This window comes from Streptomyces sp. NPDC002328 (genome assembly GCF_042890065.1).
GTDB lineage: Bacteria > Actinomycetota > Actinomycetes > Streptomycetales > Streptomycetaceae > Streptomyces.
In genome coordinates, this window is the sequence record NZ_JBIARQ010000012.1 from 145,121 (window position 1) to 171,298 (window position 26,178).

Consider the following 26,178-nt stretch of genomic DNA (forward strand, 5'->3'; position numbering starts at 1 on the left):
CGATCCCGTCCTGCGCGCCGTGCATCCTGGAGACACCGTTGACCATCGCTCCGCCCCTGGAGACCGTCACGCCGGCCCCGGGCGGCGACATCAGCACACCGGCCCGGCGCACCTCCGAGCGACTCGCCCGGACCCTCGCCCGCCGCTGGGGCCCCGCCGTCGGCGAATGCGTGGTCGCCGTGGTGACGGCGCTCGGCTTCACCTACTGGGGGCGGTCGGTCGACAACAATCCGATCACCCGCATCGGTCAGGTCAGCGGGCTGTCGAACCTTCAATTCCGGCTCGCGCTGGTCGTGTTGGTGATCCTGCTCGTCGTGGGCTGGGCGACCGCGCGCGGGAGCGAACGGGTTCGGGCGGTGACGGTCCGGCTGGCCGCCGCGGCCGTCGCCGGACTGGGCACCGGCTTCATCGGCGCGGGCCAGGTCTTCGCCCTGCGCGGCACGCCCTGGCCGCTCAACGGGCCGTACGCGGACAACAACCGCATCCTCGGCTGGGCGGAGCAGGTGCTGCACACCGGCTCGATGGACGCCTTCTACCCGCCGGCGGTGCCCTACCTCCTCGGGTACACGGCCAAGGCCGGCCTCTTCGACGGTGAGCCCGCGTTCGGGCTGAAGTGGCTGTTCATCGCCTTCGTGGCGCTGACCGGACCGGCCGCCTACCTGGCCTGGCGGTCCTGTCTGCGCCCGCTGCCCGCGCTCGCCGTCGGACTGCTGCCCGCGCTCCAGCAGACCCTGCCCCTCAAGCCGTACAGCCCGTTCGTGCTGGTCGTGCTCGTGCCGCTGATCGCGAAGCTGCTGCTGTGGCTGCGGGCCTCGCCGCGCTTCACCGCGCGGGGTGCGGCCCTGCGCGGCGGTTTCCTCGGCGTCCTCCTCGGGCTGCTCTTCCTCGTCTACGCCGGCTGGCATCTGTGGTCGCTGCCGGGCGTGATCGTCGCCGGTCTCTTCTTCTACCCCTGGCGGACGGGGCCGCTGCGCGGTCTGCTCCTCCTCGGCGGCGCCCTGGCCGGCTTCCTGCTGGTGGCCGGCGTGTACCTGCGCATCCTGCTCGGGGCCACGGGCACCCGCGACCAGTGGTGCTCCGGGTTCGCCATGACCGAGCCGGCCTACATCGGCACGTCCCCGCTGACCGACCGGGCCTGGGACGAGCCGGGCGAGTACCCCGGGGTCGGCGAGTTCGCCGGGCTGCACGTGTACGCCGTCGTGGCGCTGATCGGGCTCGGCGTCGCCGTCGCGCTCGGGCTGCGCAAGGCCGTCGTCGTCGCGCCGCTCGCCTGCTTCGCCAGCGCGTGGTTCATCCGGTTCTGGCTGGCCGGCCACATGGAGGCGGACCAGCAGATCCAGCTCTTCCCGCGCACCATGATGCAGATCCAGGTCACGCTCACGGCCCTCGTCGTCCTGGCGTGCGTCCTGGCGGTGAGGAAACTGGCGCCGCTGGTCCGCCGGGCGGCGAGCGAGCCGACGCGGCAGTTCACCGCCGTCGGAGGGCTCCTCGCCCTGGCCCTGGCCGGCGGCATGATCGGCTCGTACTTCGCCAACCAGTACCTGCCCACCGTGCCCGGCGAGCGGCTCGTGGGCTCGATGGCCTGGGAGTCCCACCAGTTCCGCAAGCCGGACGGCACGTGCCCGAAGTACGCCGACCGCCACACCTGCCGGGACTTCCCCCACCGTGCCGTCATCGAGTCGGCGCCGGTGAAGCGGATGGTGTGCGAGTACCCCTGGCGCAAGCTCGGCCCCGACGGCTCGGTCGAAATGCGCTCGTCGCGAAGGTGACGGACGGGGGCGGGGGGTGCGCGCGGTACGGAGGCGAGTGCGGGCTGGGTTCGGGGCACGGGGCGGGTTCGGGGCGCGGGGTGGGCTTCGGGGTGTGAGGCGGGTTCGGGCTGCGAGGCGTGCTTCGGGGTGCGGGGCGTGCTTCGGGGTGCGAGGCGGATTCGGGACACGGGGTGGATTCGGGACGCGAGGCGGCTTAGGGACGCGGTGCGTTTCGGGACACGGGGCGGAATCGGGACACAGGGCAGGTTCGGGACACGGGGCGGAATCGGGAAGCGAGGCGGATTAGGGGCGCGCGAATTCGGGAGGAAAGGCAGATTCGGGACGCCGACGTAATTCGGATTGCACGAGACGTCTCGTCTCGTCTACTGTCGGCGGCATGACCGACCCCGCGCACATCGCCATGTTCTCCATCGCCGCCCACGGCCACGTGAACCCCAGCCTGGAAGTGATCCGCGAACTCGTCGCGCGCGGCCACCGGGTCACCTACGCCATCCCGCCCGCCTTCGCCGACAAGGTCGCCGCGACCGGCGCCGAGGTCGTGCCGTGGCACTCCACGCTGCCCGGCCCCGACGACGACCCCTCGGCCTGGGGTGACACCCTCCTCGACAACGTGGAGCCGTTCCTCGCCGACGCGATCCAGGCCCTGCCCCAGCTGATCGAGGCCTACGAAGGGGACGAACCCGACCTCGTCCTGCACGACATCGCCTCCTATCCCGCCCGCGTTCTGGCCCACCGCTGGGCCGTCCCCGCGGTCTCCCTCTCGCCCAACCTCGTCGCCTGGGACGGCTACGAGCAGGAGGTCGCCGAGCCGATGTGGGCGGAGCCGAAGAAGACCGAACGCGGCCGGGCCTACTACGCCCGCTTCCACGCCTGGCTGGAGGCCAACGGGATCACCCGGCACCCCGACGACTTCGCCGGCCGCCCCGACCGCTCCCTGGTCCTCATCCCGAAGGCGCTCCAGCCGAACGCCGACCGGGTCGACGAGAGCGTGCACAGCTTCGTCGGGGCCTGCCAGGGCGACCGCGCCGCCGAGGGCGGGTGGACGCGGCCCGAAGACGCGCGCAAGGTCGTGCTCGTCTCCCTCGGCTCCGCCTTCACCCGGCAGCCGGCCTTCTACCGCGCCTGCGCCGAGGCGTTCGCCGGGCTGCCCGGCTGGCACCTCGTCCTCCAGATCGGCCGGCACGTCGACCCCGCCGAGCTGGGCGACCTGCCGGACAACGTGGAAGTGCACTCCTGGGTACCGCAGTTGGCGATCCTGAAGCAGGCCGACCTGTTCGTCACCCACGCCGGCGCGGGCGGCAGCCAGGAGGGGCTGGTCACGGCGACCCCGATGATCGCCGTACCGCAGGCCGTGGACCAGTTCGGGAACGCGGAGATGCTCCAGGCGCTCGGCGTCGCCCGGCGGATCGCGACGGAGGAGGCCACCGCCGAGACCCTGCGAGCCGCCGCCCTGGCCCTCGTCGACGATCCCGAGGTGGCCCACCGGCTGAAGGAGCTCCAGGCGGAGACCGCCGGCGAGGGCGGCACCCGCCGCGCGGCCGACCTCATCGAGGCCGAACTGCCCTCACGACAGGCATGAGTGAGGGCCCGCCGGCTCCCCCAAGAGACCGACGGGCCCTCACGTTTCAGCAGCCCTGACGGACCGTGTTCCAGCAGCCCTGACGGACCGCGTTCCAGCAGTCCTGGCGGACTGTCAGACCCTCACGGGCTCGCCCTCGTCGTCCCGCGCCGCCGGCGCGACCGCGACCGCCTCCGGCGACTCGTCGTGGGTGAGGTCGGGCAGCCGGTGCAGCCACTTCGGCAGGTACCAGTTGCCCTCGCCGAGCAGCGCCATGACCGCCGGGAGCAGCACGCCCCGGATGATCGTCGCGTCGATCAGCACCGCCGCCGCCAGGCCCACGCCCATCTGCTTCATGGACTGCATGGTCAGCGTCCCGAAGATCGCGAACACGGCGACCATGATGACGGCGGCGCTGGTCACGACGCCCGCCGTGGTGACCACGCCGTGCGTGATCGCGTCCTTCGTCGTCCGCCCCCGCAGCCGTGCCTCACGGATCCGGGAGACCACGAACACGTGGTAGTCCATCGACAGGCCGAACAGGATCACGAACAGGAACAGCGGCAGCCAGGTGACGATGGCGCCGACGCCCTCCGCGCCCACCAGCGACGCGCCCCAGCCGTGCTGGAAGACGCCCACGAGGATGCCGTACGCGGCGCCCACCGACAGCAGGTTCAGCACGATCGACGTGATCGCGATCGTCAGCGAGCGGAACGACAGCAGCATCAGCACGAAGGCGAAGACCACGACGAACGCGAAGACCGGGACGACCGCTCCGCCCAGCTGGTCGTTGAAGTCCTTGGAACCGGCGACCTGTCCGGTGATCGGCGCGTCCAGGCCCGCCACCTTGCCGAGCGTGGCCGGCCGCACCTCGTCGCGCAGCTTGTCCAGGCTCGCGCCCGCCTTGTCCAGGTCGGAGCCGCCGACCAGCGGGACGTACACGAAGGCGACGTTCTGCTGGTCGTGCAGCTTGATCTCGACCGGGCCCTGCGAGGCGCCCGAACTGACCGCCCGCTCACGGAAGTCGGCGAGCGCGGACTTCACCTCGGGCGCGTTGATGTCCTTCGCCTTGACGACCACCTCGGCCGGCTCGGAGCCGCCCGGGAACGCCTCGTTGAGCCGGTTGTAGGTCTGCACGATCGGCAGCGAGTCGCCGAACTCCTGGTCCAGCGTGAGCTGTTGCGTCTTCATGCCGAGCGCGGGCGCGGCGATGGCGAGCAGCGCGCCGGCCGCGACGACGACCGAGATCACCGGCCGGGCGAGGACGCCCTTGAGCACGGCCGTCCAGAACCGGCTCTCGCCGGTGCCGCGCCCACGCTTGCGGCGGAGCTTGCTCTCCGGGTGCAGGTAGGGGATCTTGCCCTTCTCGACCCGTCCGCCCAGCAGCGACAGCAGCGCGGGCAGCACGGTCACCGAGCCGACCATGGCCACGGCCACCACCATCAGCGAGGCCAGACCCATCGCCTCGAACTCGGCGAGCCCGGTGAACAGCATGCCCGCCATCGCCACGCACACCGTGACACCGGAGACGACGATCGCCCGGCCGCTGGTCGCGGCGGCGATCCGCAGCGCGGTCTGCGCGTCCCGGCCCGCCGCGCGCTCCTCGCGCTCACGGCGCAGATAGAACAGGCAGTAGTCGACGCCGACGGCCAGACCCACCAGCAGCATCACCGAGTTGGCGGTGTCGCTCATCGGCATCACATGGCTGACGAGACCCATCAGGCCCATCGTCGCCATGATCGCGCTGACCGCCAGCAGCACCGGCAGCAGCGCCGCGACGACCGCGCCGAAGGCGATCAGCAGAATGCCGAGGGCCACCGGCACCGCGGAATACTCGGCCTTCTGGAAGTCGTCCCCGAACGCGTCGTCGAACGTCTTCATCATGCTCGCGCCGCCGATCTCCTCGATCCGCAGCGACCCGTGCTCCTTCTGCACACCCTCGACGGCCTCCAGGACCGGTTCCACCCGCTCGCCCGCGGTGTCGGAGGCCCCGCGCATGTCGAACTGCACCAGCGCGCTGCGGCCGTCCTTGGAGATGGTCTGCGCGTCGTAGGGGGAGGTGACGTCGGAGACCTCGCCCGTGGCCTCGACGGCCTTCATGACCGCCTCGACGGCCTGCCGGAACTCGGCGTCCGTGGCCTTCAGGCCGCCGTCCTTCGCCTGGACGAGGACCGTCTCGCTCGCCGGCTCCTCGATCCCGGCATCCTCGATGATCTTGGCGGCGGTGTGCGTCTCGCCCTTCAGCTGGTCGCTGTCCTTGACGTCGACCCGGCCTGCCGCCGACCCGAGCCCCACGGCCAGGACGACGAACAGCACCCATATCCCGACGGCGGACCACCGGTGCCGGGCGCTCCAGCCGCCGGCCCGCGCGGCGATGCCCCGCACCCGCGAATCTCCGCTCTTCCCCATGACGGGCTTTCCCCCTACAGCCACGGCGGCGGCCCCTGCCGACACCTTTCGCTATGAAGGTATGGGCCGGATAAGGCCATCTCGTCGTGCTGCCCGGTGAGGTCGCGTCCGCCCGGGTCCTCCGCTCGGACCGCGCCGTCTCACCGCTGGGGAGGAGGTGGGCCCTTACATCTATTTCCGTCGTCTCGGGGATGATCATCAGAGTGACCGGCGCGAAGAGCCCGTTGTCCGGTCCGTCGGCGAAGCTCCGGCTTTGTCGTCGCGCAAGTTTGTCGAACCCGTCACAGGGATGTGGAGAAGTCGCCGAGGAGTTGATCCGCGCCCCGCGCATCGGCCAGAGTTTCGCGCAGCCCCCGGGCGAGCGCCGGCGCCGGCGCCCGGGGCGGGCGGCCCTCGTGCCCACCCCCACGGGGCACGACGGCCGCCCTACTGTGGGCGCATGACGACGACGTACGCGGCGCTGCTGCGCGGCATCAACGTGGGCGGCGCCCGGAAGGTCTCCATGGCCGACCTGCGGGCCCTCATCGAGGGCCTCGGCCACGACGGCGTGCGCACCTACCTCCAGAGCGGCCAGGCCGTGTTCACCTCCGACCGCGGCGACGACGACAGCCTCGCCGAGGAGCTCGCGCGGGCGGTCGAGGAGCGGTTCGGCTTCGCCGTCGACGTGATCGTCCGCGACCACGCCTATCTGAGGGCCGTCGCCGAGAACTGCCCCTTCCCGGCCGCCGAGTTGGAGGCCAAGCAGCTCCATGCGACCTACCTCTCCGCGCCCGTCGCCCCGGAACGCTTCGCGGAGATCGACCGGGAGGCGTTCCTCCCCGAGGAGTTCCGCCTCGGCGACCGCGTCCTGTACCTGTACGCCCCCGAGGGCCTCGGCCGCTCCAAGCTCGCCGAGCAGCTGTCCAGGCCCCGCCTCACCAAGGGGCTGACCGCGACGACCCGGAACTGGAACACCGTGGTCAAACTGGTGGAGATGACACGGAGTTGATCCGGCGTCCACACACCTGTGCGACGCTCGTCCCATGCGCTACATCATCATCGGGGCAGGAGCGGTCGGCGGAACCGTCGGAGGGCGGCTCGCGGGAGCCGGGCACGAGGTCGTGCTGGTCGCGCGGGGCGCGCACCGGGCGGCGCTCGCCGAGGGCGGCCTGCGGCTGCGGGTGCCCGAGGGCGAGCTGACCTACCGGCTGCCCGTCGTCGAAGGACCCGACGCGCTCGGCGCGCTGCGCCCCGACGACGTCCTCGTCCTCGCGGTGAAGACCCAGGACAGCGAGTCCGCCCTGAGCGCGTGGGGACCGGCCCCGGTCGACGGCGGGGGCACGGCGGCCGAGCTGCTGCCGCTGGTCTGCGCGCAGAACGGCGTGGAGAGTCAGCGCCTGGCCCTGCGTCGCTTCCGGCACGTCTACGGCGTCTGCGTCTGGCTGCCGTGCACCCACCTCGACCCCGGCCTGGTCAGCGCCGCCGGCGCCCCGCTCACCGGGGTGCTCCACCTCGGCCGCTTCCCGCACGGCGTGGACGAGACCGCCCACCGCATCGCCGCCGACCTGGAGAAGGCGCGCTTCGAGGCGCCGGTCGTCCCGGACGTGTCCCGCTGGCAGTACGCCAAGCTGCTGGCCAACCTGGGCAACGCGCTGGAGGCGGTCAGCGGCCCGCTCGACGGGGAGGAGGCCGCCGCGCTGTTCGGGAGGGTGCGGGCCGAGGGGGAGGCCGTGCTGCGGGCCGCGGGCATCGACTTCGTGAGCCCCGAGGAGCAGCGGGCGGCCCGCGGCGACAAGGTCACCCTGGTGCCGCTGGACGGCGTCCCGCGCGGCGGCGGCTCCTCCTGGCAGTCCCTCAGCCGGGGCGCCGGCACCATCGAGGCCGACCACCTCAACGGCGAGATCGTCCTGCTGGGCCGGCTGCACAGGGTCCCGACCCCGCTGAACGAACTCCTGCAACGGCTCGCGAACCAGCACGCGCGCGAACGCAGGCGGCCCGGCTCGCTGCCGGTGCGCGAACTGACCCGGCTGGCGGACGACGCTGTCGCGTTCGTTCAAGACCCCGGCGGCGCGCGTCCCTAGCGTGAGCCGCATGAAGTACGACGAGACGCACCGGTACATGTCCGAATGCGCCGCCGAGGCGTCGCGCGTCGCGCGCGGCGTCCCCACGGCCCGACTCGACGACCCCACGCACTGCACCGACTGGGACCTGCGCGCCCTGGTCGACCACTGGGTCCTCTACACCTCCCACGGCCTGGAGCACCGCGCCCTGCGCAAGCAGCTCCCCGAGGAGCTCGTCGCCCGCGACTTCACCGCCGACCCGCACTGGGCCGAGGCGTACGCCGACCAGCTCGACCGCGCGGTCGCCGCGTGGGCCGACCCGGCGGTGTGGGAGGGCGAGGTCGACCTCGGCGGCGGCAGCCTGCCCGCCCCCGAACTCGCCGGGATGATCATCAAGGAGACGGCCGTCCACGGCTGGGACGTGGCCGTCTGCACCGGCCAGACGTTCCGCGTCTCGGACGGCGCGGCCCGACTGATCCTCGACGTCGTCGAACGCCACGGCGACCTGTACCGCCAGTACGACGGCTTCGCGCCACCGGTACCGACCCCACCGGACGCCCCCGTGTTCACCCGCGCACTGGCAGCGAGCGGCAGGAACCCAAAACTGGGCCCGTGACGACACACCCCCCCGCCCCCGCCGCCTGGACGCCTCGCGCCGCCCGCCGCCTGCTGCCTCGCGCCGCCCGCCGCCTGGACGCCTCGCGCCGCCCGCCGCCTCGTCCCTCGCGCCGTCTCATCCCTCGCCCCGCCAAGCGTCCCGGCTCGCCCAGCGGGCCGCTGGGCCCACGGCCAGGCCCGCTGCCGCGAACAGCAGGCCCAGGGCGGCCCAGCCCGCCGAGCCGTGGCTGATCGCGGTGACCGTGACCAGGGCCGGGCCCGCCATCATGCCCGCGGACATGCCCGCTCCGAAGACCCCCTGGTAGACGCCGTGCACACGGGCGTCGGCGAGGGCGTAGCCGAGGGTCCAGCCGCCCGCCGCGGAGAGGACCTCGGCGAAGACGTGGACGACGGCGCCGACGGTGAGGGCGAGCACGGCCCAGACGGGGGAGAGGCCCGCCGAGAGGGCGTACACCGCGCAGGCGGCGGCGAGCAGCAGCCCCGACCAGCTCATCGCCCGCACCGCACCGGGCACTTGGGAGAAGCGGCGGGCCACCGGCACCTGGAGCAGGGCCACCAGCACACAGTTCACGATCATCAGCAGGGCGGCCGTCCAGCGCGGGGCCTCGGTCCGCTCGACGATCCACAGCGGCAGCCCCACCTCGGCGAGCGTGTACTGCACGACGAGAACCGCGTTCAGCACGGTCACCGTCAGATACGGCAGATCGCGCACCGCCCGCCAGCGGTCCCCGGCCGGGGTGTCGTCGCCGAGGGCCGCACGGCTCAGGGCGTGCGGGGCCCGCGGCAGACCGGGGATGAGCAGCGCGGGCCCCGCGAAGGACAGCGCGTTGATCACAATGACCGTCACATACGCGTCACGCGTGTCGAGTTGCAGCGCGACCGCCCCGAACACCCCGCCCAGCCCCATGGCGACGTTGGTGACCGTCCGCAGATACGCCCGCGACTCCACCCGCGTCGCCACCGGCAGCACCTCCGCGTACAGCGCGCCCTGCACACCGCGCGACGCCATCTGCAACCCGGTCGCGCAGACCACCGCGACGAGGAAACCGGAGTACGTGTGCACGAGCACGTACGCGGCCGTCGCCACCCCCGTGCCGGCCCACAGCAGCGCGGCCACGCGCCGCGCGCCCCAGCGGTCCGCCGCCCGCCCCGCGGGCACCCCGGCCGCCACGCCGACCAGCCCCGCGCCCGTCATCCCGAGCCCGACCGCCGTCGCGTCGAGGCCGACGATCCGGGTGAAGTACAGGACGCCGAGCGGGAAGTAGAGCCCGTTTCCCAGGGAGTTGACGAGAGTGAGCAGCGCGGCGCGGCGCAGGACGGGGTCGGCGGGCAGCAGCCCGGAGACCCGGGGGGCGGCGGGTCCGTCCACCGCGTCAGCGTCGGGCGAACCGCCCTTGTCGGAAGCCGAGTCGGCCGGGGTGATGGTCATGCCGACACCCAACCCGGCGATGGGCGGGCGGCGGCACTGATTTAGCGTGGCGCTCAATGATCGAGTTCCGCTTCGACGTCGGCGACCTCGCCACCACCTCCTTCGCCTACTCCCCGCTCCAGGAGGCGGCGTTCTCCCTGCGCAGCCTGAGCGACCCCGGCCGCTACCCGCACCACCGGCCCTGGCTGCGCCGTATCGGACCCCGACTGGACGCCCTCGACCGTGAGTTGCTCACCGCGCTGGTCGCCCCCTGGCTGTGGGTCCCCGACTTCCTCACCCCGCGCCCCGACCGGGCCCGCCCCGTCTTCGCCGACGAACTCGACCGCGTCCGCGAGACCCCGCCCGAGGTCGTCGCGGCCGACCTCCGCGCCGCCTACCGCACCGAGGACGCGCTGCCGCCGGTCGTCGCCCGCGGTCTCGCCCGGCCCGACCGCCTCCTCGTCCGGCTGACGGACGCGCTCGACGCCTACTGGCACACCTGCCTCGCCCCCGACTGGTGGCCCCGCGCACAGAGCGTCCTGGAGGCCGATCTCGCCTATCGGGGACGGGTCCTGGCGGAGCGGGGCGCGGCCGAGCTGCTGCCGGGACTGGACGGGCGGCTCTCCTGGACGGGCAGCCATCTGCGCGTGGACACAAGGGACTTCCTCGGCCAGGTGCCCTGGGCCGACATCAGCGTCGCGGGCCGCGGCATGGTGCTGCTGCCGACGCTCTTCGCGCGCGGCGCCCAGTTCCTGATCGACCCCGCCCGTCCGCCGGTGCTGATCTACCCGGCCCGCGGCCGGGCCACCCTCGCCGAACAGCCGCCCCCGGTCAGCGACCAGGCCCTCGTACGGCTCCTCGGGCGGGCCCGGACCCGGCTGCTCCTGCTGCTCGCCGAACCGGCCTCCACGACGGAGCTCGCCCACCGCCTGGAGGTCACCCCGGGCGCGGTCAGCCAGCACCTCGCGATCCTCCACGACGTCGGGCTCCTCACCCGCACCCGTCACGGCAGGACCGTACGGTACGTCCGCTCACCCCTGGGCGACGACCTGTGCCGTTGACCGTCGGTTCTCCGCAACTGGGCTGTGGATGCCGGGACTTACGCCCCCACCGCCGCCAACAGGGGCACACGGGCGGCGTCGTAGCGTTCGAGGAGGACGCGGGCCACCTCCGGGGACGGGCCGAGCACGTCGGCCAGGACGTCCGCCTCCGCCGCGCCGCGGGCGATGCGGTCCGGCAGGAAGCCGGGGGCGAGCACGTACGGGGCGACCGCCACCGTCGAGCAGCCCAACGCGCGCAGCTCCCGCACCGCGTCCTCGGTACGCGGGAACCCCGCGGGCGCGCCGGCGGAGCGAGAGCCGGCGGAGGAAGACCCCGCGGAGGAAGAGCCGGCGGAGGCGAACGCGGGCCGCACGGCGCACCAACCGGTGTGCCACCACTCCCGCGCGATGTCTGCGATCACCGCGATCGCCTCCGGGTCCTTGGACCCCGCCGAGGCCAGCACGACCCCGGTCGAGGACTTGTCGACGGGCGTCAACCCCGCCTCGTACAAACGGCGTTCCAGCGCGGACAGCAGCAGCGGCGACGGGCCCAGCACCTCCGCCTGCCGGATCCGCAGCCGCGACGGCGCGTCCCGCAGCACCGCCGGGATGTCCGCCTTCGCGTGGAAGGCCCGCGTCAGCAGCAGCGGCAGCGCCACGACGTCCCGCACGCCCTCCGCCGCCAGGGACTCCAACACGCCCTGCACAGAAGGAATGTTGAAGTCCAGGAAGCCGGTCTCCACGCGCAGCCCCGGCCGCAGCGACCGTACCCGCCGCACCAGGGCGTGGACGGTCGCCGCGTGCCGCGGGTCGCGGCTGCCGTGGGCGATGACGACGAGGACGGGGCCGACCGGCTGACGGCGCATGGAGATCAGCCCTTCACCAGCAGACCGCGACCGCGCAGCACCCGCCGCTCCAGCGGACTGAAGATCAGCAGGTCGATCGCGATGCCGACGAACAGGATCAGGATGATCGCCTCGAACACCATGGCCATGGAGCTGGCGTTGCGGCCGTTCTCCAGCAACGCGCCCAGACCGATGCCCAGATCGGGGGAGGAGGCGATGATCTCCGCCGCCATCAGCGACCGCCAGGAGAACGCCCAGCCCTGCTTCAGACCGCCCAGGTAGCCGGGCAGCGCGGCCGGCATGACGATGTACCGCGCGCCCTTCAGCCCCGTCGCCCCCATCGTCCGGCCGGCCCGCAGGAACAGCGGCGGCACCTGGTCGATGCCGGAGACGAGACCGTTGGCGATGGACGGGACGGCGCCCAGCAGGATCACCGCGTACATCATCGAGTTGTTCAGACCCAGCCAGATCACCGCCGGCGGCACCCACGCCACCGACGGCAGCGACTGGAGCCCGGACAGGATCGGACCGATGGCCGCCCGCACGAACTTCACCCGGGCCACGATCAGCCCCAGCGGGGTGCCGATGGCCAGCGCCAGCAGGAAGCCCAGCAGACCGCGCGAGACGCTGGTCCAGATGTACTCGAGGAGCTTGCCCTCCAGCCAGGCGTCCTGGAACTCGCCGCCCACGTCGGCCGGCGAGGGCAGCTTGCTCGGATCGTCGACGATCTTGAAGGAGACCAGCGCCTGCCAGACGACCAGCACCACGGCGATCGCCAGCACCGGCGGCAGGATCTTGTTGACGAAGGTCTCACGGAACGGCGTACGGCCCGCCGACGAGGTCTCCAGGGCGTCGAGGCCCGCCTCCAGACCCCCCAGCCCGGCCCTGTCCTCGGCGGAGGACGAGGCCGCGGCCGAGGCGGAGGCGCCGGCCTTCGGGTCGGTGGTCTCAGTGCTGGCCATGACGGCGGATCTCCCCACGCAGGACTTCGGTGATCTCCAGGGACAGTTCGGCCACGGGCGCGTCCTCGATGCGGCGCGGCTGCGGAATGCCGACCGTCCACTCCCGCTCCACCCGGCCCGGGCGGGAGGAGAGCAGGATGACGCGCTGCGCGAGGCGCACCGCCTCCCGCACGTTGTGCGTGACGAACAGGACGGACACCCCGGTCTCCTCCCAGATCCGGGTCAGCTCGTCGTGCAGCACGTCTCGCGTGATCGCGTCGAGCGCCGCGAACGGCTCGTCCATCAGCAGCAGCCGGCTCTCCTGGGCGAGCGCCCGGGCCAGCGCCACCCGCTGCCGCATACCGCCGGACAGCTCGTGCACCCGCTTGCCGTACGAGCCGCTCAGCCGCACCAGGGCGAGCAGCTCCTCGGCCCGGCCGCGCCGTTCGTTCTTCGGAACTCCCCCGAGCTTCAGGGCGAGTTCGATGTTCTTGCCCGCGGTCAGCCACGGGAACAGGGCGTGCTCCTGGAACATCAGAGACGGACGCCCGTCGGTCGTGATGCGGCCGGAGCTGGGCTCGTCCAGCCCCGCCACCAGGTTCAGCAGCGTGGACTTGCCACAGCCGGAGGCCCCCAGGAGGGTGACGAACTCTCCCGGCGCGACATCGAGTGTGATGTCGTCCAGGACGAGCTGCTGCCCGGCGGGCCCGGCGAAGGACTTCGAGACGTGCTCGATACGCGCGGCGTACTGCACCGACTCGGCGCTCTCGGCCTTGGCGAGGGTGGTGGCCATGGTCGTCACCTCCTGGGAACTCATCCGACTTCGGGCTTACTTGGCGCCGAGGCCGGCGTCGTCGACAGTGCTCTCACCCGCGGCCTTGAGGACCGTGTTCAGCGGGGCGAGGTCGTAGATGCCGTCCAGCAGCGGGTCCTCCAGCAGACCGGCCTTCACGGCGTGCTGCGCCTCGGTGTTGAGGGTGGAGGCCAGCGGGTCGTTGGTGAACTGGATCGACTTCCACGCCGGGTCCAGCACCTCCGCGGGCAGCGCCTTGCCGGAGTCCGTCTTCAGCTGGGCGTTGGCCGCCGCCTTCGCGGCGTCCGGGTTGGCGTTGATGTACTTGTTGACCTCGACCGAGGCCTTCAGCACCGCCTCGACGGCCTTCGGGTGCTCCTTCAGGAACTTCTGCGACACGATGATGTTCGTGATCACGAACTTCTTGTCCGGCCACAGGTCGGCCTCGTCCAGCAGCACCTTCGCGCCCTCGGCGACCAGCTTCGACGCGGTCGGCTCCGGCACCCACGCGCCGTCGATGGAGCCCGACTTGTAGGCGTCCGGGGTGACCTTGTTGTCGGTGCGCACCACCGACACATCGCCCTTGCCGCTCTCCGCGTCGACCTTCCAGCCCTGCTCCGCGATCCAGTTGAGGAACGCCACGTCCTGGGTGTTGCCGAGCTGCGGGGTCGCGATCTTCTTGCCCTTGACGTCCTTCAGGGACTTGATCTTCTCCGGGTTGACCACCAGCTTCACCCCGCCGGAGGCCGAACCGCCGATGATGCGCAGGTTCTTGCCCGCGGACTTGGTGTAGCCGTTGATCGCGGGGGAGGGGCCGATCCAACCGATGTCGATGGAGCCCGAGTTGAGCGCCTCGATCTCGGAGGGTCCGGCGTTGAAGATCTGGTACTGCGCCTTCGTCGCGCCGAGCGCCTTCTGGAAGTAGCCCTTGTTCACGCCGACCAGAGCGGTCCCGTGGGTCAGGTTGCCGAAGTAGCCGATCTTGACGGAGTCGAGGCCGTCGATCTTCTCCGCGCCGGCGGCGACCTTCTGGGCGGAGGGGTTGTCGTCGGACTCGGAGCCGTAGCCGCAGGCCGCGAGGGTGAGCAGGGGAAGAGCGGCTACGGCGGCGATGCCGCGGCGAAGAAAGCCCGAACGGGCGGAGGTGTTGGCAGGCACGGGAGGTGTTCCTCTCGTTGGCCCGGCGGTCACGGTCTCTCAGGTCGTGGCCGGGAGTTCGGCAAGGGGTCTTCGTCGCTTCCGGGACGTCGGGTGGGGGGACAGGGCGCGCGAGCGGTGCGCGTACGTCAGCGCGCACATCGCGCCACTCCGCCCTGCCCGCTGCCGAGGGCGCCGCTGCCGACGCGGCCGCCCTCCTTCGCGAACGTGGAGTAGAAGTCGGGGGAGTTCATCGTCAGAAGTCCCACCCGTCGTCCTCGGCACGGTCCTTGACCGGCTCCGGGGAGGCGAAGGACTCGCCGACCATGCCCGCGGTGAGCGTGGTGCCGTCGTTCGGGTCGATCAGGATGAACGAGCCCGTGCGGCGCGAGTCGGCGTAGGAGTCGACGGGAAGCGGTTCCGCGGTGCGGATCTTCACCCGGCCGATGTCGTTGGCGACGAGCTGTCCCGGATGCGGGTGCAGGGACAGGTCGTCGAGCGTGAGACGGGACGGGATGTCCTTGACGATCGCCTTGACCGTGCGGGTGCCGTGCTTGAGCAGCACCCGGTGGCCGACGCTCAGCGGCTGGTCGGCCACATGGCACACGGTGGCCTCGACGTCCTGGGTGGTGGCCGGCGCGTCCTTGCTCGGCACCAGCAGGTCGCCGCGCGAGACGTCGATGTCGTCCTCAAGCCGCACGGTCACCGACTGCGTCGTCCACGCGACGTCGACGGTCCGGCCCAGCAGCTCGATCGCGGCGATCGTCGACGTCTTCCCGGACGGCAGGACGGTGACCGGCTCGCCCACCCGGAAGGAGCCGGCGGCGATCTGGCCCGCGTAGCCGCGGTAGTCGGGGAGCTCGGCGGTCTGCGGCCGGATCACGTACTGCACGGGCAGCCGCGCGTGGCAGTGCGCCAGATCGTGGCTCACGGGAACGGTCTCCAGGTGTTCCAGCACCGTCGGGCCGCCGTACCAGTCCATGGTCGCGGACGGCTCCACCACGTTGTCCCCGGCGAGCGCCGAGATCGGTATCGCGGTGACCTCCGGGACGCCCAGCTCGGTCGCGTACGCCGTGAACTCCTCGGCGATCGCGGCGAAGACGGGCTCGCGGTAGTCGACCAGGTCCATCTTGTTCACGGCGAGCACGACGTGCGGGACGCGCAGCAGCGCGGCGATGGCGGCGTGCCGGCGGGTCTGCTCGACGACGCCGTTGCGGGCGTCGACCAGGATCACCGTCAGCTCGGCGGTGGAGGCCCCGGTGACCATGTTGCGCGTGTACTGCACATGGCCCGGAGTGTCGGCGAGGATGAACCGGCGGCGGGGCGTGGCGAAGTAGCGGTACGCCACGTCGATGGTGATGCCCTGCTCGCGCTCGGCGCGCAGCCCGTCGGTGAGCAGCGCGAGGTCGGGAGCCTCCTGGCCCCGGCTCGCCGAGACGCGCTCCACGGCCTCCAGCTGATCGGTGAGGATCGACTTGGAGTCGTGCAGCAGCCGTCCCACGAGCGTGGACTTGCCGTCGTCGACGGAGCCGGCGGTGGCGAACCGCAGCAGGGTCGTGGCCGAGAGCTCCTCGGTCGTGATCGTGCTCATGCTTAGAAGTACCCCTCGCGCTTGCGGTCTTCCATCGCGGCCTCGGAGAGCTTGTCGTCGGCCCGGGTGGCGCCGCGCTCGGTCAGCCGGGACGCGGCGATCTCGGTGATGACCTGCTCCAGGGTCACCGCCTCGGAGTCGACGGCGCCCGTGCAGGACATGTCACCGACGGTGCGGTAGCGCACCAGCCGCTTCTCGACGGTCTCACCGTCCTTGGGGCCGCCCCAGTCGCCGGCGGTCAGCCACATCCCCGACCGCCGGAACACCTCGCGCTCGTGCGCGAAGTAGATCTCGGGCAGCGCGATGTCCTCGCGGGCGATGTACTGCCACACGTCCAGCTCGGTCCAGTTGGACAGCGGGAACACCCGGACGTGCTCCCCGGGCGCGTGCCGCCCGTTGTACAGGTTCCACAGCTCGGGCCGCTGGCGGCGCGGGTCCCACTGGGAGAACTCGTCCCGCAGGGAGAACACCCGCTCCTTGGCGCGGGCCTTCTCCTCGTCGCGACGGCCGCCGCCGAAGACGGCGTCGAACCGCTCCGACTGGATTTTCTCCGTCAGCGGCAGGGTCTGGAGCGGATTGCGCGTCCCGTCCGGACGCTCCTTCAGCACACCGCGGTCGATGTAGTCCTGTACGGAGGCCACATGGAGGCGCAGCCCATGGTCGGCCACCACACGGTCGCGGTACTCGATGACCTCGGGGAAGTTGTGTCCGGTGTCCACATGCAGCAGCGAGAACGGCACCGGCGCGGGCGTGAACGCCTTCAGCGCCAGATGCAGCATGACGATGGAGTCCTTGCCGCCGGAGAACAGGATCACCGGGTTCTCGAACTCGCCCGCCACCTCGCGGAAGATGTGCACCGCCTCCGACTCCAGGGAGTCGAGGTGGCTTAGGGCGTACGGGCTGCCCGTGCCCTCTTCGGCCTCGGCGACGGTCGTCACGCCAGTCCCCTTTCGCTGAGCAGGGCGTACACCGACGCCGCGGACTGGGACACGGTCTGGTCCTGGGACTCGATCCGCAGATCCGGCGCCTCGGGCGCCTCGTACGGGTCGTCGACGCCGGTCAGCCCGGTCAGCTCGCCCGCCGCCTGCTTGGCGTACAGGCCCTTCACATCCCGTTCGCTGCACACCTCGACCGGGGTCGCCACATGCACCTCCAGGTACGGCGTGCCGCTCTCCTGGTGGCGCTTGCGCACCGCCTCACGGCTGTCGGCGTAGGGCGCGATGACCGGCACCAGCGCCTTGACGCCGTTGCGGGCGAGCAGTTCGGCGAGGAAGCCGACGCGCTGCACGTTGGTGTGCCGGTCCTCGCGGCTGAAGCCGAGGCCCGCGGAGAGGAACTCGCGGATCTCGTCGCCGTCGAGCACCTCGACGAGGTGGCCCTCCTCGCGCAGCCGGCCGGCCAGCTCGTACGCGATGGTGGTCTTGCCGGCACTCGGCAGACCCGTGAGCCATACGGTGGCTCCGGTGGTCACGTGATTCTCCTGGGTCGCAGTGGTCGCTTCCGTGGCTGCTGTGGCAGCGGTTCCTTCTGTCACAGCAGTAGCAACAGCGGCTGTGGGCGGCGTGTGAACGAGGTGGGTGTCCGTCATCCGTGCAGCCCGCACTCGGTCTTCGAACGGCCCGCCCAGCGGCCGGCGCGCGCGTCCTCGCCCTCCAGCACCCGCCGGGTGCAGGGGGCGCAGCCGACGGAGGCGTAGCCGTCCATCAGCAGCGGGTTGGTCAGCACGCCGTGCTCGGCGACGTACGCGTCCACGTCGTCCTGGGTCCAGCGGGCGATGGGGGAGACCTTCACCTTCTGCCGCTTCTCGTCCCAGCCGACCACGGGGGTGTTCGCCCGGGTCGGGGACTCGTCGCGGCGCAACCCGGTCGCCCACGCCCGGTAGCCCCGCAGCCCCTCCTCCAGCGGCCGCACCTTGCGGAGCTTGCAGCACAGGTCGGGGTCGCGGTCGTGCAGCCGGGGCCCGTACTCGGCGTCCTGCTCGGCGACCGTCTGCCGCGGGGTGAGGGTGATGACGTTGACGTCCATCACGGCCTCGACCGCGTCCCGGGTGCCGATCGTCTCGGGGAAGTGGTAGCCGGTGTCGAGGAACACCACGTCCACGCCCTTCAGCACACGCGACGCCAGATGCGCGACCACCGCGTCCTCCATGGAGGAGGTCACGCAGAACTCCTCGCCGAAGGCGTCGACCGCCCACTGGAGGATCTCCAGCGCGGAGGCGTCCTCCAGCTCACGGCCGGCGCGCTCGGCGAGCGCCTTCAACTCCTCTGCGCCGCGGGCTTGCTGAACCGCCGTCATATCCGGTCCCCTCCCGTGTCGTCACGCCGAACACCCCGGGCGAGCAGCCCGAGGAACTTCAGCTGGAATGCGCGGTTGCACGCCGCGCATTCCCAGGCGCCATGGCCTTCCTCGCTCGGACGCAGGTCCTCGTCGCCGCAGTAGGGGCAGTAGAAGGGGGCTGCACGCTCGCTCATGAGAGGGCCTCCTCGGAAGCGCGGGCCGCCCAGACGGCGAACCGCTCGCCGTCCTCGCGCTCGGCCTGGAATCGCTTCAGGACGCGCTCGACGTAGTCCGGCAGCTCCTCGGCGGTCACCTTCAGGCCGCGCACCTTGCGGCCGAAGCCGGCGTCCAGGCCGAGCGCGCCGCCCAGGTGGACCTGGTAGCCCTCGACCTGCTCGCCCTTGTCGTCGAGGACGAGCTGCCCCTTGAGACCGATGTCCGCGACCTGGATACGGGCGCAGGCGTTCGGGCAGCCGTTGATGTTGATCGTCAGCGGCTCGTCGAAGTCCGGGACGCGCCGCTCCAGTTCGTCGATCAGGGTGATGCCGCGCTGCTTGGTCTCGACGATGGCGAGCTTGCAGTACTCGATGCCGGTGCACGCCATGGTGCCGCGCCGGAACGGGGACGGGCTGGCCGTGAGGTCCAGCGCCTCCAGGCCGGAGACCAGGGACTCGACCTGCGCCTCCTCGACGTCGAGCACGATCATCTTCTGCTCGACGGTGGTGCGCACGCGGCCGGAGCCGTGCGCCTCGGCGAGGTCGGCGATCTTCGCCAGGGTGGCGCCGTCGACCCGGCCGACCCGGGGCGCGAAGCCGACGTAGAACCGCCCGTCCTGCTGTCGGTGCACACCGACGTGGTCGCGCCAGCGCTCCACCGGCTGGGCGGGGGCCGGACCGTCGACCAGCGCGCGCTTGAGGTACTCGTCCTCCAGGACCTGGCGGAACTTCTCCGCGCCCCAGTCGGCGACCAGGAACTTCAGCCGGGCCCGGGTGCGCAGCCGCCGGTAGCCGTAGTCGCGGAAGATCGAGATGACGCCCTCGTAGACCTCGGGAACCTCGTCCAGCGGCACCCAGGCGCCGAGCCGCACACCGATCTTGGGGTTGGTGGACAGGCCGCCGCCGACCCACAGGTCGAAACCGGGGCCGTGCTCGGGGTGGTCCACGCCGACGAACGCGATGTCGTTGATCTCGTGCGCCACGTCCAGCAGCGGCGAGCCGGAGATCGCGGACTTGAACTTGCGGGGCAGGTTCGAGAAGTCCTTGTTGCCGATGATCCGCCGGTGGATCTCCTCGATGGCCGGGGTGCCGTCGATGATCTCGTCCTCGGCGATGCCGGCGACGGGCGAGCCGATGATCACGCGGGGCGTGTCGCCGCAGGCCTCGGTGGTGGACAGGCCGACCGCCTCCAGGCGGTTCCAGATCTCGGGCACGTCCTCGATGCGGATCCAGTGGTACTGGACGTTCTGCCGGTCCGTGATGTCGGCCGTGCCGCGCGCGAACTCCTGCGAGATCTCACCGATCACCCGCAGCTGCTCGGTGGTCAGCCGGCCGCCGTCGATGCGCACGCGCAGCATGAAGTACTTGTCGTCCAGCTCCTCCGGCTCCAGGACGGCCGTCTTGCCGCCGTCGATGCCGGGCTTGCGCTGGGTGTACAGACCCCACCAGCGCATGCGTCCGCGCAGGTCGTTGGGGTCGATGGAGTCGAAACCGCGCTGGGAGTAGATCGTCTCAATACGTGTCCGTACGTTGAGACCGTCGTCGTCCTTCTTGAACTGTTCGTTGCCGTTGAGCGGGGTGAAGTGACCCACGGCCCACTGACCCTCACCGCGGTGACGACTCACCTTGCGGCGGGGCGCGGAGGCGGCAGGATTCTGCGGGGTGGCGGCCATGGTGGACACGTCCTTCGGGACAGGCGAAAAAGCGGCTCTGACCTGCGCATACGGGCGCATGGGGAAATGCGCGTCATTGCGCGGGAGGGAGGGCGGAAGGCAGGGGATGTCGGCGGAGCTGGGGCTCTCAGCTCACGCGACAGATGGCGCTGGACATGCGGCCGAGGTCGACGTGCCGCCGACTCACCAAGGCAATTCCAGTTCCAGGCATGGCGAAAGCGTGTCACGGCGATCTGGACAGAGTCCAGCTTCGTCCGCCATGCGGACACCCTGGTCCCGAAGTCTGAGACAAGAGTGTCGTCGGTCACATGCCGTGCGCGGCGGCTTGTCCGCGCAGGTCAGCCGGGATATGGAGGCCGGGGTCAGGCGGGGAACGCACCAGGCCAGGGGCCCGGCGTGGCCACCTCCCGCTCCTCCTCGACCTTCGTGTCGAACAGCCGGAAACCCCGGCGCAGGTAGTTGTCCATCGCGTACGGACCGTCCTTGCTGCACGTGTGCAGCCACACCCGCTTGGTCGGCGGCAGCCCCGGACGACGCTCCCCGAGGTCCCAGGCGCGGGCCACGCCGTACGACAGCAGGTGCCCGCCGATCCGCCGCCCGCGGAAGGCCGGGATCAGCCCGAAGTAGGCGATCTCCACGACGCCGTCGTCCTGCGGCTCGAACTCCACGTAACCGGCGGGCGTGCCCCGCTCGTAGGCGACCCAGGTCTCCACGCCCGGCCGGTCCAGGTGCTCCTGCCACCGCGCGTGGCTCCAGCCGAGCCGGTCGATCCAGCGGATGTCGCCGCCGACCGACGCGTACAGGAAACGGCTGAACTCGGGCGAGGGCACCTCGGAGCGGACGATCCGGACGTCGCCCTCGGGCGCGGCGGCCGGCAGCAGGTCGCTCTGCGCGGTCTGCTCCAGGGACCAGGTGGTCACGGGGATGTGCGTCATGCAGGTCAGGGAACCATCTACTCCGCTGATCTGTCGATGGAGGCCAGCGGCAGCGAGAACAGCGTGCGGCCCGACTGCGCCCACACCTCGCCGGACGCCTCCGCGTAGGAGAGGGACTCGGTCCCGGGGCTCCAGCAGGCACGCGACTCCGCGGCGCCGCAGCGGGCGGCGCGGGCCCCCTCCGTGTCCTGCCGCCACATCGTCCCGGGCCCGTCGCCGTCGCCTTCGCCGTCATCGGCGTCGCGGGTCAGGTACCAGGCTCCGTGGTACGCCAGCACTCCGCGCACCCCGCTCAGCTTCGTCCGGTACGCCTGTGTCGCCCGGACCTGCCCGGAGGCGTCCGGGGCGAGGAGGCCGGCGCGGCCCGGGTCCCGGTCCAGGGCGTACCGCCACAGCCGCGCGCCCTGGTCCGAGCCGTCCAGGGTCCACTCCCCGGCGACCAGGGTGTCCGGCGTGGTGCTGCGGTCGAGGGAGACGGCGGCGGGGTGCGGGGCGTCCGCGCCCCCGGCCGCCCGGTAGACGGCCACGGCCGGGAGGACGTACCGGGCGCCGTGCGCCGACCAGCCGCCGGGCACCCGTCCGATCGCCTCACCGGCGACGGTCGCGCGGTGGATGCGGTTCATGTCGTAGACGTAGAGCGCCGCCCGGTCCCCGTCGTCGGTGGTGACCAGCAGCTTGTTCTGGTACCAGACCATGCCGGAGACCTGCGAGACGAGCCCGCGGTAGTCGCGTCCGCCGTCGACCGGGACGGCGAGGAGCGCCCAGCTGTAGGTGAGACGGTTCAGGTTGCCCGCGTCGACCAGCGCGATCCGGGCCAGGCCGCGGTCGGGCGTCGGGCCGGACGCGCGCGACCAGCCGGAGAGGACCACGCGGTGCGCTCCCCACAGGCCGTCGTCGTCGGCGTCGCCGGACGTGGTGACCGCGCCGGGCCGCCAGCCCTGGGTGTCGTCGGTGTTCCAGCAGTAGGCGCGCGCCGCCGTCGGAGACACGGGCAGCGCCTCGCGCTCGGCGGCCGTGCAGTCGACCGAGTCGCGCAGGACGCGGTCGGCGCCGCCGAGCACGGTGCCGACGCCGACCGGCGGGCCCATCTCGGCGGCGAGCCGGTCCAAGGAGGCCCGCGGCACGGGGTCCTCCGTCAGCCGCAGCGCGTCGGTGTCGGCGGCCGCCGTGAGCGGCTTCAACGCCCCGGGGTCGCCGGTGACCGTGGCCTGGGAGGCGCTGATCATGGTGGCGGCGGCGGTGAGCGCGAGAGCCGTTCCCGTCAGGAACGCCCGCACCGCTCTTCCCCGCCTGCGCCGGCGATGTCGGCCGCGTTGCTTCATTCGTCCTCCCGAGGCGGGCCAACTGCTCCGCACGATCCGTACGTTGACCGAGGAACAGGTGGGGTGACCCGTAGGGGATGCTACGACAGCCGGCTCGCGCCCGGGACGAAGACCTCACAATGCAGCAAAGACGCGGCGACATAAGTCGATTCAGGACACGGAACGCACGGTCGGGACCGCCTCGGGACACGAAATCCGTCGTCCGGGCACATGTGCCCCCCTCACCATGCCCCCGTCACCGTGCCCCCGTCACCGTGCCCCCGTCACCGCCGGTGCCGTCGAATGCGGCAGCAGCATCCCCCGGTCCTCCGGGAGCAGTACGTCGACCTCCGCGTCGTCGCGGTAGCGGTAGGGGCGGTGGTCCAGCAGGCCGCCCAGGTACCGTCGCACCCGTGACATCTCGGCGCGTACCGTCACCGTGCGTCCCCGGTCGCCGAACACGTCCTCCGCCAGGTCCGCGGCGCTGCGACCGCCCCGGTGCACCGCCAACAGGTACAGCAACTCGGCGTGCCGAGGGCTGAGTTCGTGGGACCAGGCGCCCGCGGGACCGGTCACCGTCAGCGACCAGCGGTGCGCCCGCGACAGATCCAGCACGATCCGCGCGCCGCCGGCCGGCGCCGGCTCGGCCGCCCCGTCCACCGACCGCACCAACCAGCCCCCGTCCAGCGGCTCCACCGAGCACAGCCCCAGCGCCGGCAGCCACCGACGCCCCGGCGAGGGCGACTTGGGCAACGCGATCCGCCGCACGTACGGCATCCCCGTCACGGCCGCCGTCCAGCCGTCCCCGTCCACCGCCGCCGCCCGGCCGCCCAGCCGGGCCAGCACCGGCGCCGCCACCGCGCGCAGCCGCTCCAGCGAACTCACGTGCAGCTCCCGCAGTCTGGCCTCCGCCAGCTTCGCCACCGCGTCCACCCAGGCGAGCGTGGCCGGATGCATCGTCTCCAACGGCCCGCTGACGTCGACCACTCCGAGCAGCCGGCCGTCACGCGGGTCGGTGATCGGGGCCCCGGCACACGTCCACGCGGTGTGCGAACGCGCGAAGTGCTCGGCCGCGAACACCTGCACGGGCCGCCGCACCACCGCGGGGGTGCCCACGCCGTTGGTGCCGACGACGTCCTCCCGCCAGTCCGCGCCCAGTTCGAGACCCAGCCCGTCGGCCTTGCGCAGCACCGGGGAACAGCCCTCCCGCCACAGCACCCGCCCCTCCCCGTCCGCGACGATCATGATGTGGTGGGCGGTGTCCGCGACCGACAACAGGCCCTCGCGCAGCACCGGGAGCACCTCCCGCAGCGGTGACTCCTCGCGCCGCCGCCGCACCTCCTCCGGACTGAGCAGCGCGGTCCTGAAGTCGTGCTCCGGATCGACCCCGCCGCGCAGCATCCGCTGCCAGGACTGTTCGATCACCGGCCGGGGCGCGATCCGCGCCGGCTGACCGGCGAGCCGGGCGTCGCGCACCTCGCTGAGCAGCCGCGCCGCCCGCGCGGCGTCGACGGCCGCGAGCCGCGGCACGTTCATCGGCGGCTTCGCCACTGGGGCCTCCCCGGGGAGCACACGGTCGCCGGACCGGAGGATGTCAAGCGCTCCGGGCGACTGTTTCCGGTCTTGCTGAAGGTCCCATACTGCCGTCCGCCGGTGACGGAGGGGCACAGTCCGCTCACCGTGGCCGACTCAGCGGCCGACAGGTTGCAACCCCCTGCAACCCTGGCCGCCACGCACCCGGTGGTTGAAACTTGTGCCACGCCGTCCCGAGCGGCGCTCCTGGCCTCGCAGGGCCATCGCCGCGGGGGTGGTGCCGTGTCGGCGCGGCACCACCCCCGCTCGCGGCACCACCCCGCTCGCGTGGCCTTCGTCGTCGTCGTTCGCGTGGCCGTCGCCGTCGCCGTCGTCGCCTCAGAGCACGGGCCGGGCCCGTTCCACGATCGCCTCCAGGTCCAGGCTGTGCGGCAGCGTGCCGAAGGCGGCGCCCCCGTCGCCGCCCAGCCGCGAGGCGCAGAACGCGTCCGCCACCTCCGGCGGCGCGAACCGCACGAGCAGCGACCCCTGGAGCACCAGCGCGAACCGCTCGGTCAGCCGCCGGGCCCGCGCCTCCGCGCCCTCCAGATCGGCCAGTTCGGTCAACAGGTCCTTGATCGCCGCGTCCAGCCGGTGATCGGCGCCCCGCGCCCGCCCCACCTCCTGGAGGTAGGCGTTCAGCGCCTGCGGCTCCCGCCGCAACGCCCGCAGCACGTCCAGCGCCTGGACGTTGCCCGCGCCCTCCCAGATCGAGTTCAGCGGCGACTCCCGCACCAGCCGCGGCATCCCCGACTCCTCGACGTAGCCGTTGCCGCCCAGACACTCGGACGCCTCCACCGTCATCGGCGTACAGCGCTTGGTCACCCAGTACTTGGCCGTCGGCACCGCGATCCGCAGCAGCGCCCGCTCCTGCTCGCCGCCGTCGTCGTAGGCCGCGGCGAGCCGCAGCCCTAGCGTCGTCGCCGCCTCCGACTCCAGCGCGAGATCGGCCAGGACGTTGCGCATCAGCGGCTTGTCGAGGAGCTTCCCGCCGAACGCCTCCCGGTGCGCACAGTGGTGGGCGGCCTGCGTGACGGCCGCCCGCATCAGCCCCGCCGAGCCCAGCACACAGTCGAGCCGGGTCGCCGCGACCATCCCCATGACGGTCCGCACCCCGCGCCCCTCCTCGCCCACCCGCCGCGCCCACGTCCCGTCGAACTCGACCTCGGCGGACGCGTTCGACCGGTTGCCGAGCTTGTCCTTGAGCCGCTGGATGTGGAACCGGTTACGGCCGCCGTCCGCCAGGACCCGGGGCACGAGGAAACAGGTCAGCCCGCCGGAGGCCTGGGCCAGCACCAGGAAGCCGTCCGACATCGGCGCCGAGCAGAACCACTTGTGCCCGGTCAGCTCGTACGTGCCGTCCTCGGCGAGCGCCCGCGCGGACGTCGTGTTGGCCCGGACGTCGCTGCCGCCCTGCTTCTCCGTCATCCCCATCCCGAACAGCGCGCCCGCCTTCGCCCCGGCAGGCCGCAGCTCACGCTCGTAGATCGTCGACGTCAGCCGGGGCTCCCACTCGGCGGCCAGCTCCGGATCGGCGCGCAGGGCGGGCACGGCCGCGTGGGTCATCGACAGCGGGCAGCAGTTCCCCGCCTCGACCTGCGTCCACACGACGAAAGCGGCGGCCCGCCGCACATGCCCGCCCGGCCGCGCCCAGGCCGAGGTCAGACCGGCCCCGACGCCCTTGCCGAGCAGCCGGTGCCAGGCCGGATGGAAGTCCACCTCGTCGACACGTTCGCCGTAGCGGTCGTGGGTGCGCAGGGTCGGCGGGTTCTCGTTGGCCTGGATCGCCCACTCGTGCAGCTGCGCCGACCCGGCCGCCCGCCCCAGCGCCGACAGCTCGCCGCGCGCCTCGTCGAGCAGCTCCGGATCGAGGTGGCGCTCCACGGCCGCCGCCAGTGCCTGATCGGCGCCGTAGACGTCGTACCCCAGCAGGGGCGGGGGCTGGTTGGTCACGGTGTGCGTGCTGCCTGCCATACCGCGAACGTACCCCCGGGTACGCAGGTCATGACCACCGGACACGCTCGGCCTCACGGGGCCCGCCGCGGGCGCGACCG

General features: G+C 72.2%; 22 protein-coding genes and 1 pseudogene. 6 read left to right on the top strand and 17 right to left on the bottom strand.

Annotated features, from left to right (window positions below; genetic code table 11):
• Positions 1-38: 38 nt before the first annotated feature.
• Both ACFYX4_RS27270 and mgt read left to right on the top strand, forming a co-directional pair.
• Complete coding sequence (locus ACFYX4_RS27270) at positions 39-1,769, top strand: hypothetical protein (protein ID WP_389338721.1); 1,731 nt, start codon at positions 39-41, stop codon at positions 1,767-1,769.
• A 342-nt stretch (positions 1,770-2,111) separates the two neighbouring features.
• A pseudogene (gene mgt / locus ACFYX4_RS27275) lies at positions 2,112-3,351 on the top strand (macrolide-inactivating glycosyltransferase).
• A 114-nt stretch (positions 3,352-3,465) separates the two neighbouring features.
• Here mgt and ACFYX4_RS27280 read toward each other — a convergent pair.
• On the bottom strand, positions 3,466-5,739 hold the full coding sequence (locus tag ACFYX4_RS27280) for an MMPL family transporter (RefSeq protein ID WP_389338723.1): 2,274 nt from the start codon (positions 5,737-5,739) through the stop codon (positions 3,466-3,468).
• Positions 5,740-6,178: 439 nt separating this feature from the next.
• Here ACFYX4_RS27280 and ACFYX4_RS27285 point away from each other — a divergent pair, with 439 nt between their 5' ends.
• From ACFYX4_RS27285 to ACFYX4_RS27295, 3 genes are read left to right on the top strand one after another with little or no spacing between them, the layout of a single operon-like run.
• Entirely contained in the window at positions 6,179-6,727 is a 549-nt protein-coding gene (locus ACFYX4_RS27285; RefSeq protein ID WP_389338726.1) for a DUF1697 domain-containing protein, read from the top strand.
• 34 nt (positions 6,728-6,761) lie between these two features.
• Positions 6,762-7,799 carry a ketopantoate reductase family protein gene (locus tag ACFYX4_RS27290; protein ID WP_389338729.1) on the top strand — a complete coding sequence of 346 codons (1,038 nt, stop codon included), beginning with the start codon at positions 6,762-6,764 and terminating at the stop codon, positions 7,797-7,799.
• A 10-nt stretch (positions 7,800-7,809) separates the two neighbouring features.
• Positions 7,810-8,394, top strand: coding sequence for a TIGR03086 family metal-binding protein (locus ACFYX4_RS27295; protein ID WP_389338732.1), 585 nt, complete (start codon positions 7,810-7,812; stop codon positions 8,392-8,394).
• A gap of 117 nt (positions 8,395-8,511) precedes the next feature.
• Here ACFYX4_RS27295 and ACFYX4_RS27300 read toward each other — a convergent pair whose 3' ends face one another.
• Entirely contained in the window at positions 8,512-9,825 is a 1,314-nt protein-coding gene (locus ACFYX4_RS27300; protein WP_389338735.1) for an MFS transporter, read from the bottom strand.
• Positions 9,826-9,881: 56 nt separating this feature from the next.
• Between ACFYX4_RS27300 and ACFYX4_RS27305 the strand changes: the two genes are divergently transcribed.
• On the top strand, positions 9,882-10,865 hold the full coding sequence (locus tag ACFYX4_RS27305; protein WP_389338738.1) for an ArsR family transcriptional regulator: 984 nt from the start codon (positions 9,882-9,884) through the stop codon (positions 10,863-10,865).
• Positions 10,866-10,903: 38 nt separating this feature from the next.
• Here ACFYX4_RS27305 and ACFYX4_RS27310 read toward each other — a convergent pair whose 3' ends face one another.
• From ACFYX4_RS27310 to ACFYX4_RS27380, 15 genes are all read right to left on the bottom strand, one after another.
• Positions 10,904-11,710, bottom strand: a complete 807-nt coding sequence (locus tag ACFYX4_RS27310) for a sirohydrochlorin chelatase (RefSeq protein WP_389338741.1) — start codon at positions 11,708-11,710, stop codon at positions 10,904-10,906.
• 5 nt (positions 11,711-11,715) lie between these two features.
• Positions 11,716-12,651, bottom strand: a complete 936-nt coding sequence (locus ACFYX4_RS27315) for an ABC transporter permease (protein ID WP_389338744.1) — start codon at positions 12,649-12,651, stop codon at positions 11,716-11,718.
• Positions 12,638-13,447, bottom strand: coding sequence for an ABC transporter ATP-binding protein (locus tag ACFYX4_RS27320; protein WP_389338747.1), 810 nt, complete (start codon positions 13,445-13,447; stop codon positions 12,638-12,640). The genes ACFYX4_RS27315 and ACFYX4_RS27320 overlap by 14 nt, the downstream gene beginning before the upstream one ends.
• Before the next feature lie 12 nt (positions 13,448-13,459).
• On the bottom strand, positions 13,460-14,581 hold the full coding sequence (locus ACFYX4_RS27325; protein WP_389338750.1) for an ABC transporter substrate-binding protein: 1,122 nt from the start codon (positions 14,579-14,581) through the stop codon (positions 13,460-13,462).
• A gap of 235 nt (positions 14,582-14,816) precedes the next feature.
• Positions 14,817-16,151 carry a sulfate adenylyltransferase subunit 1 gene (locus ACFYX4_RS27330; RefSeq protein ID WP_389338753.1) on the bottom strand — a complete coding sequence of 445 codons (1,335 nt, stop codon included), beginning with the start codon at positions 16,149-16,151 and terminating at the stop codon, positions 14,817-14,819.
• A gap of 2 nt (positions 16,152-16,153) precedes the next feature.
• Positions 16,154-17,089: a sulfate adenylyltransferase subunit CysD gene (cysD, locus tag ACFYX4_RS27335; RefSeq protein ID WP_389338756.1), complete on the bottom strand. Its 936-nt coding sequence runs from the start codon at positions 17,087-17,089 to the stop codon at positions 16,154-16,156.
• Complete coding sequence (gene cysC, locus ACFYX4_RS27340; RefSeq protein WP_389338759.1) at positions 17,086-17,739, bottom strand: adenylyl-sulfate kinase; 654 nt, start codon at positions 17,737-17,739, stop codon at positions 17,086-17,088. Before cysC ends, cysD begins: the two co-directional genes overlap by 4 nt.
• The gene (locus ACFYX4_RS27345) at positions 17,736-18,446 is read right to left on the bottom strand and encodes a phosphoadenylyl-sulfate reductase (protein ID WP_389338762.1); all 711 of its coding nucleotides are present in this window, start codon (positions 18,444-18,446) and stop codon (positions 17,736-17,738) included. The genes cysC and ACFYX4_RS27345 overlap by 4 nt, the downstream gene beginning before the upstream one ends.
• Positions 18,443-18,622 (bottom strand): hypothetical protein, encoded by a 180-nt coding sequence (locus ACFYX4_RS27350; protein WP_389338765.1) that lies wholly within the window; start codon positions 18,620-18,622, stop codon positions 18,443-18,445. Before ACFYX4_RS27350 ends, ACFYX4_RS27345 begins: the two co-directional genes overlap by 4 nt.
• Positions 18,619-20,316, bottom strand: coding sequence for a nitrite/sulfite reductase (locus ACFYX4_RS27355; RefSeq protein WP_389338768.1), 1,698 nt, complete (start codon positions 20,314-20,316; stop codon positions 18,619-18,621). Before ACFYX4_RS27355 ends, ACFYX4_RS27350 begins: the two co-directional genes overlap by 4 nt.
• A 127-nt stretch (positions 20,317-20,443) precedes the next feature.
• Positions 20,444-20,527, bottom strand: a complete 84-nt coding sequence (locus ACFYX4_RS27360; RefSeq protein ID WP_389339007.1) for a putative leader peptide — start codon at positions 20,525-20,527, stop codon at positions 20,444-20,446.
• 151 nt (positions 20,528-20,678) lie between these two features.
• Positions 20,679-21,251, bottom strand: coding sequence for a GNAT family N-acetyltransferase (locus ACFYX4_RS27365; RefSeq protein ID WP_389338771.1), 573 nt, complete (start codon positions 21,249-21,251; stop codon positions 20,679-20,681).
• Positions 21,252-21,268: 17 nt separating this feature from the next.
• On the bottom strand, positions 21,269-22,573 hold the full coding sequence (locus tag ACFYX4_RS27370) for a hypothetical protein (RefSeq protein ID WP_389338774.1): 1,305 nt from the start codon (positions 22,571-22,573) through the stop codon (positions 21,269-21,271).
• 249 nt (positions 22,574-22,822) lie between these two features.
• Positions 22,823-24,088 carry a GAF domain-containing protein gene (locus ACFYX4_RS27375; protein WP_389339009.1) on the bottom strand — a complete coding sequence of 422 codons (1,266 nt, stop codon included), beginning with the start codon at positions 24,086-24,088 and terminating at the stop codon, positions 22,823-22,825.
• Positions 24,089-24,463: 375 nt separating this feature from the next.
• Positions 24,464-26,098 (bottom strand): acyl-CoA dehydrogenase family protein, encoded by a 1,635-nt coding sequence (locus ACFYX4_RS27380; protein WP_389338777.1) that lies wholly within the window; start codon positions 26,096-26,098, stop codon positions 24,464-24,466.
• Positions 26,099-26,178: the final 80 nt, after the last annotated feature.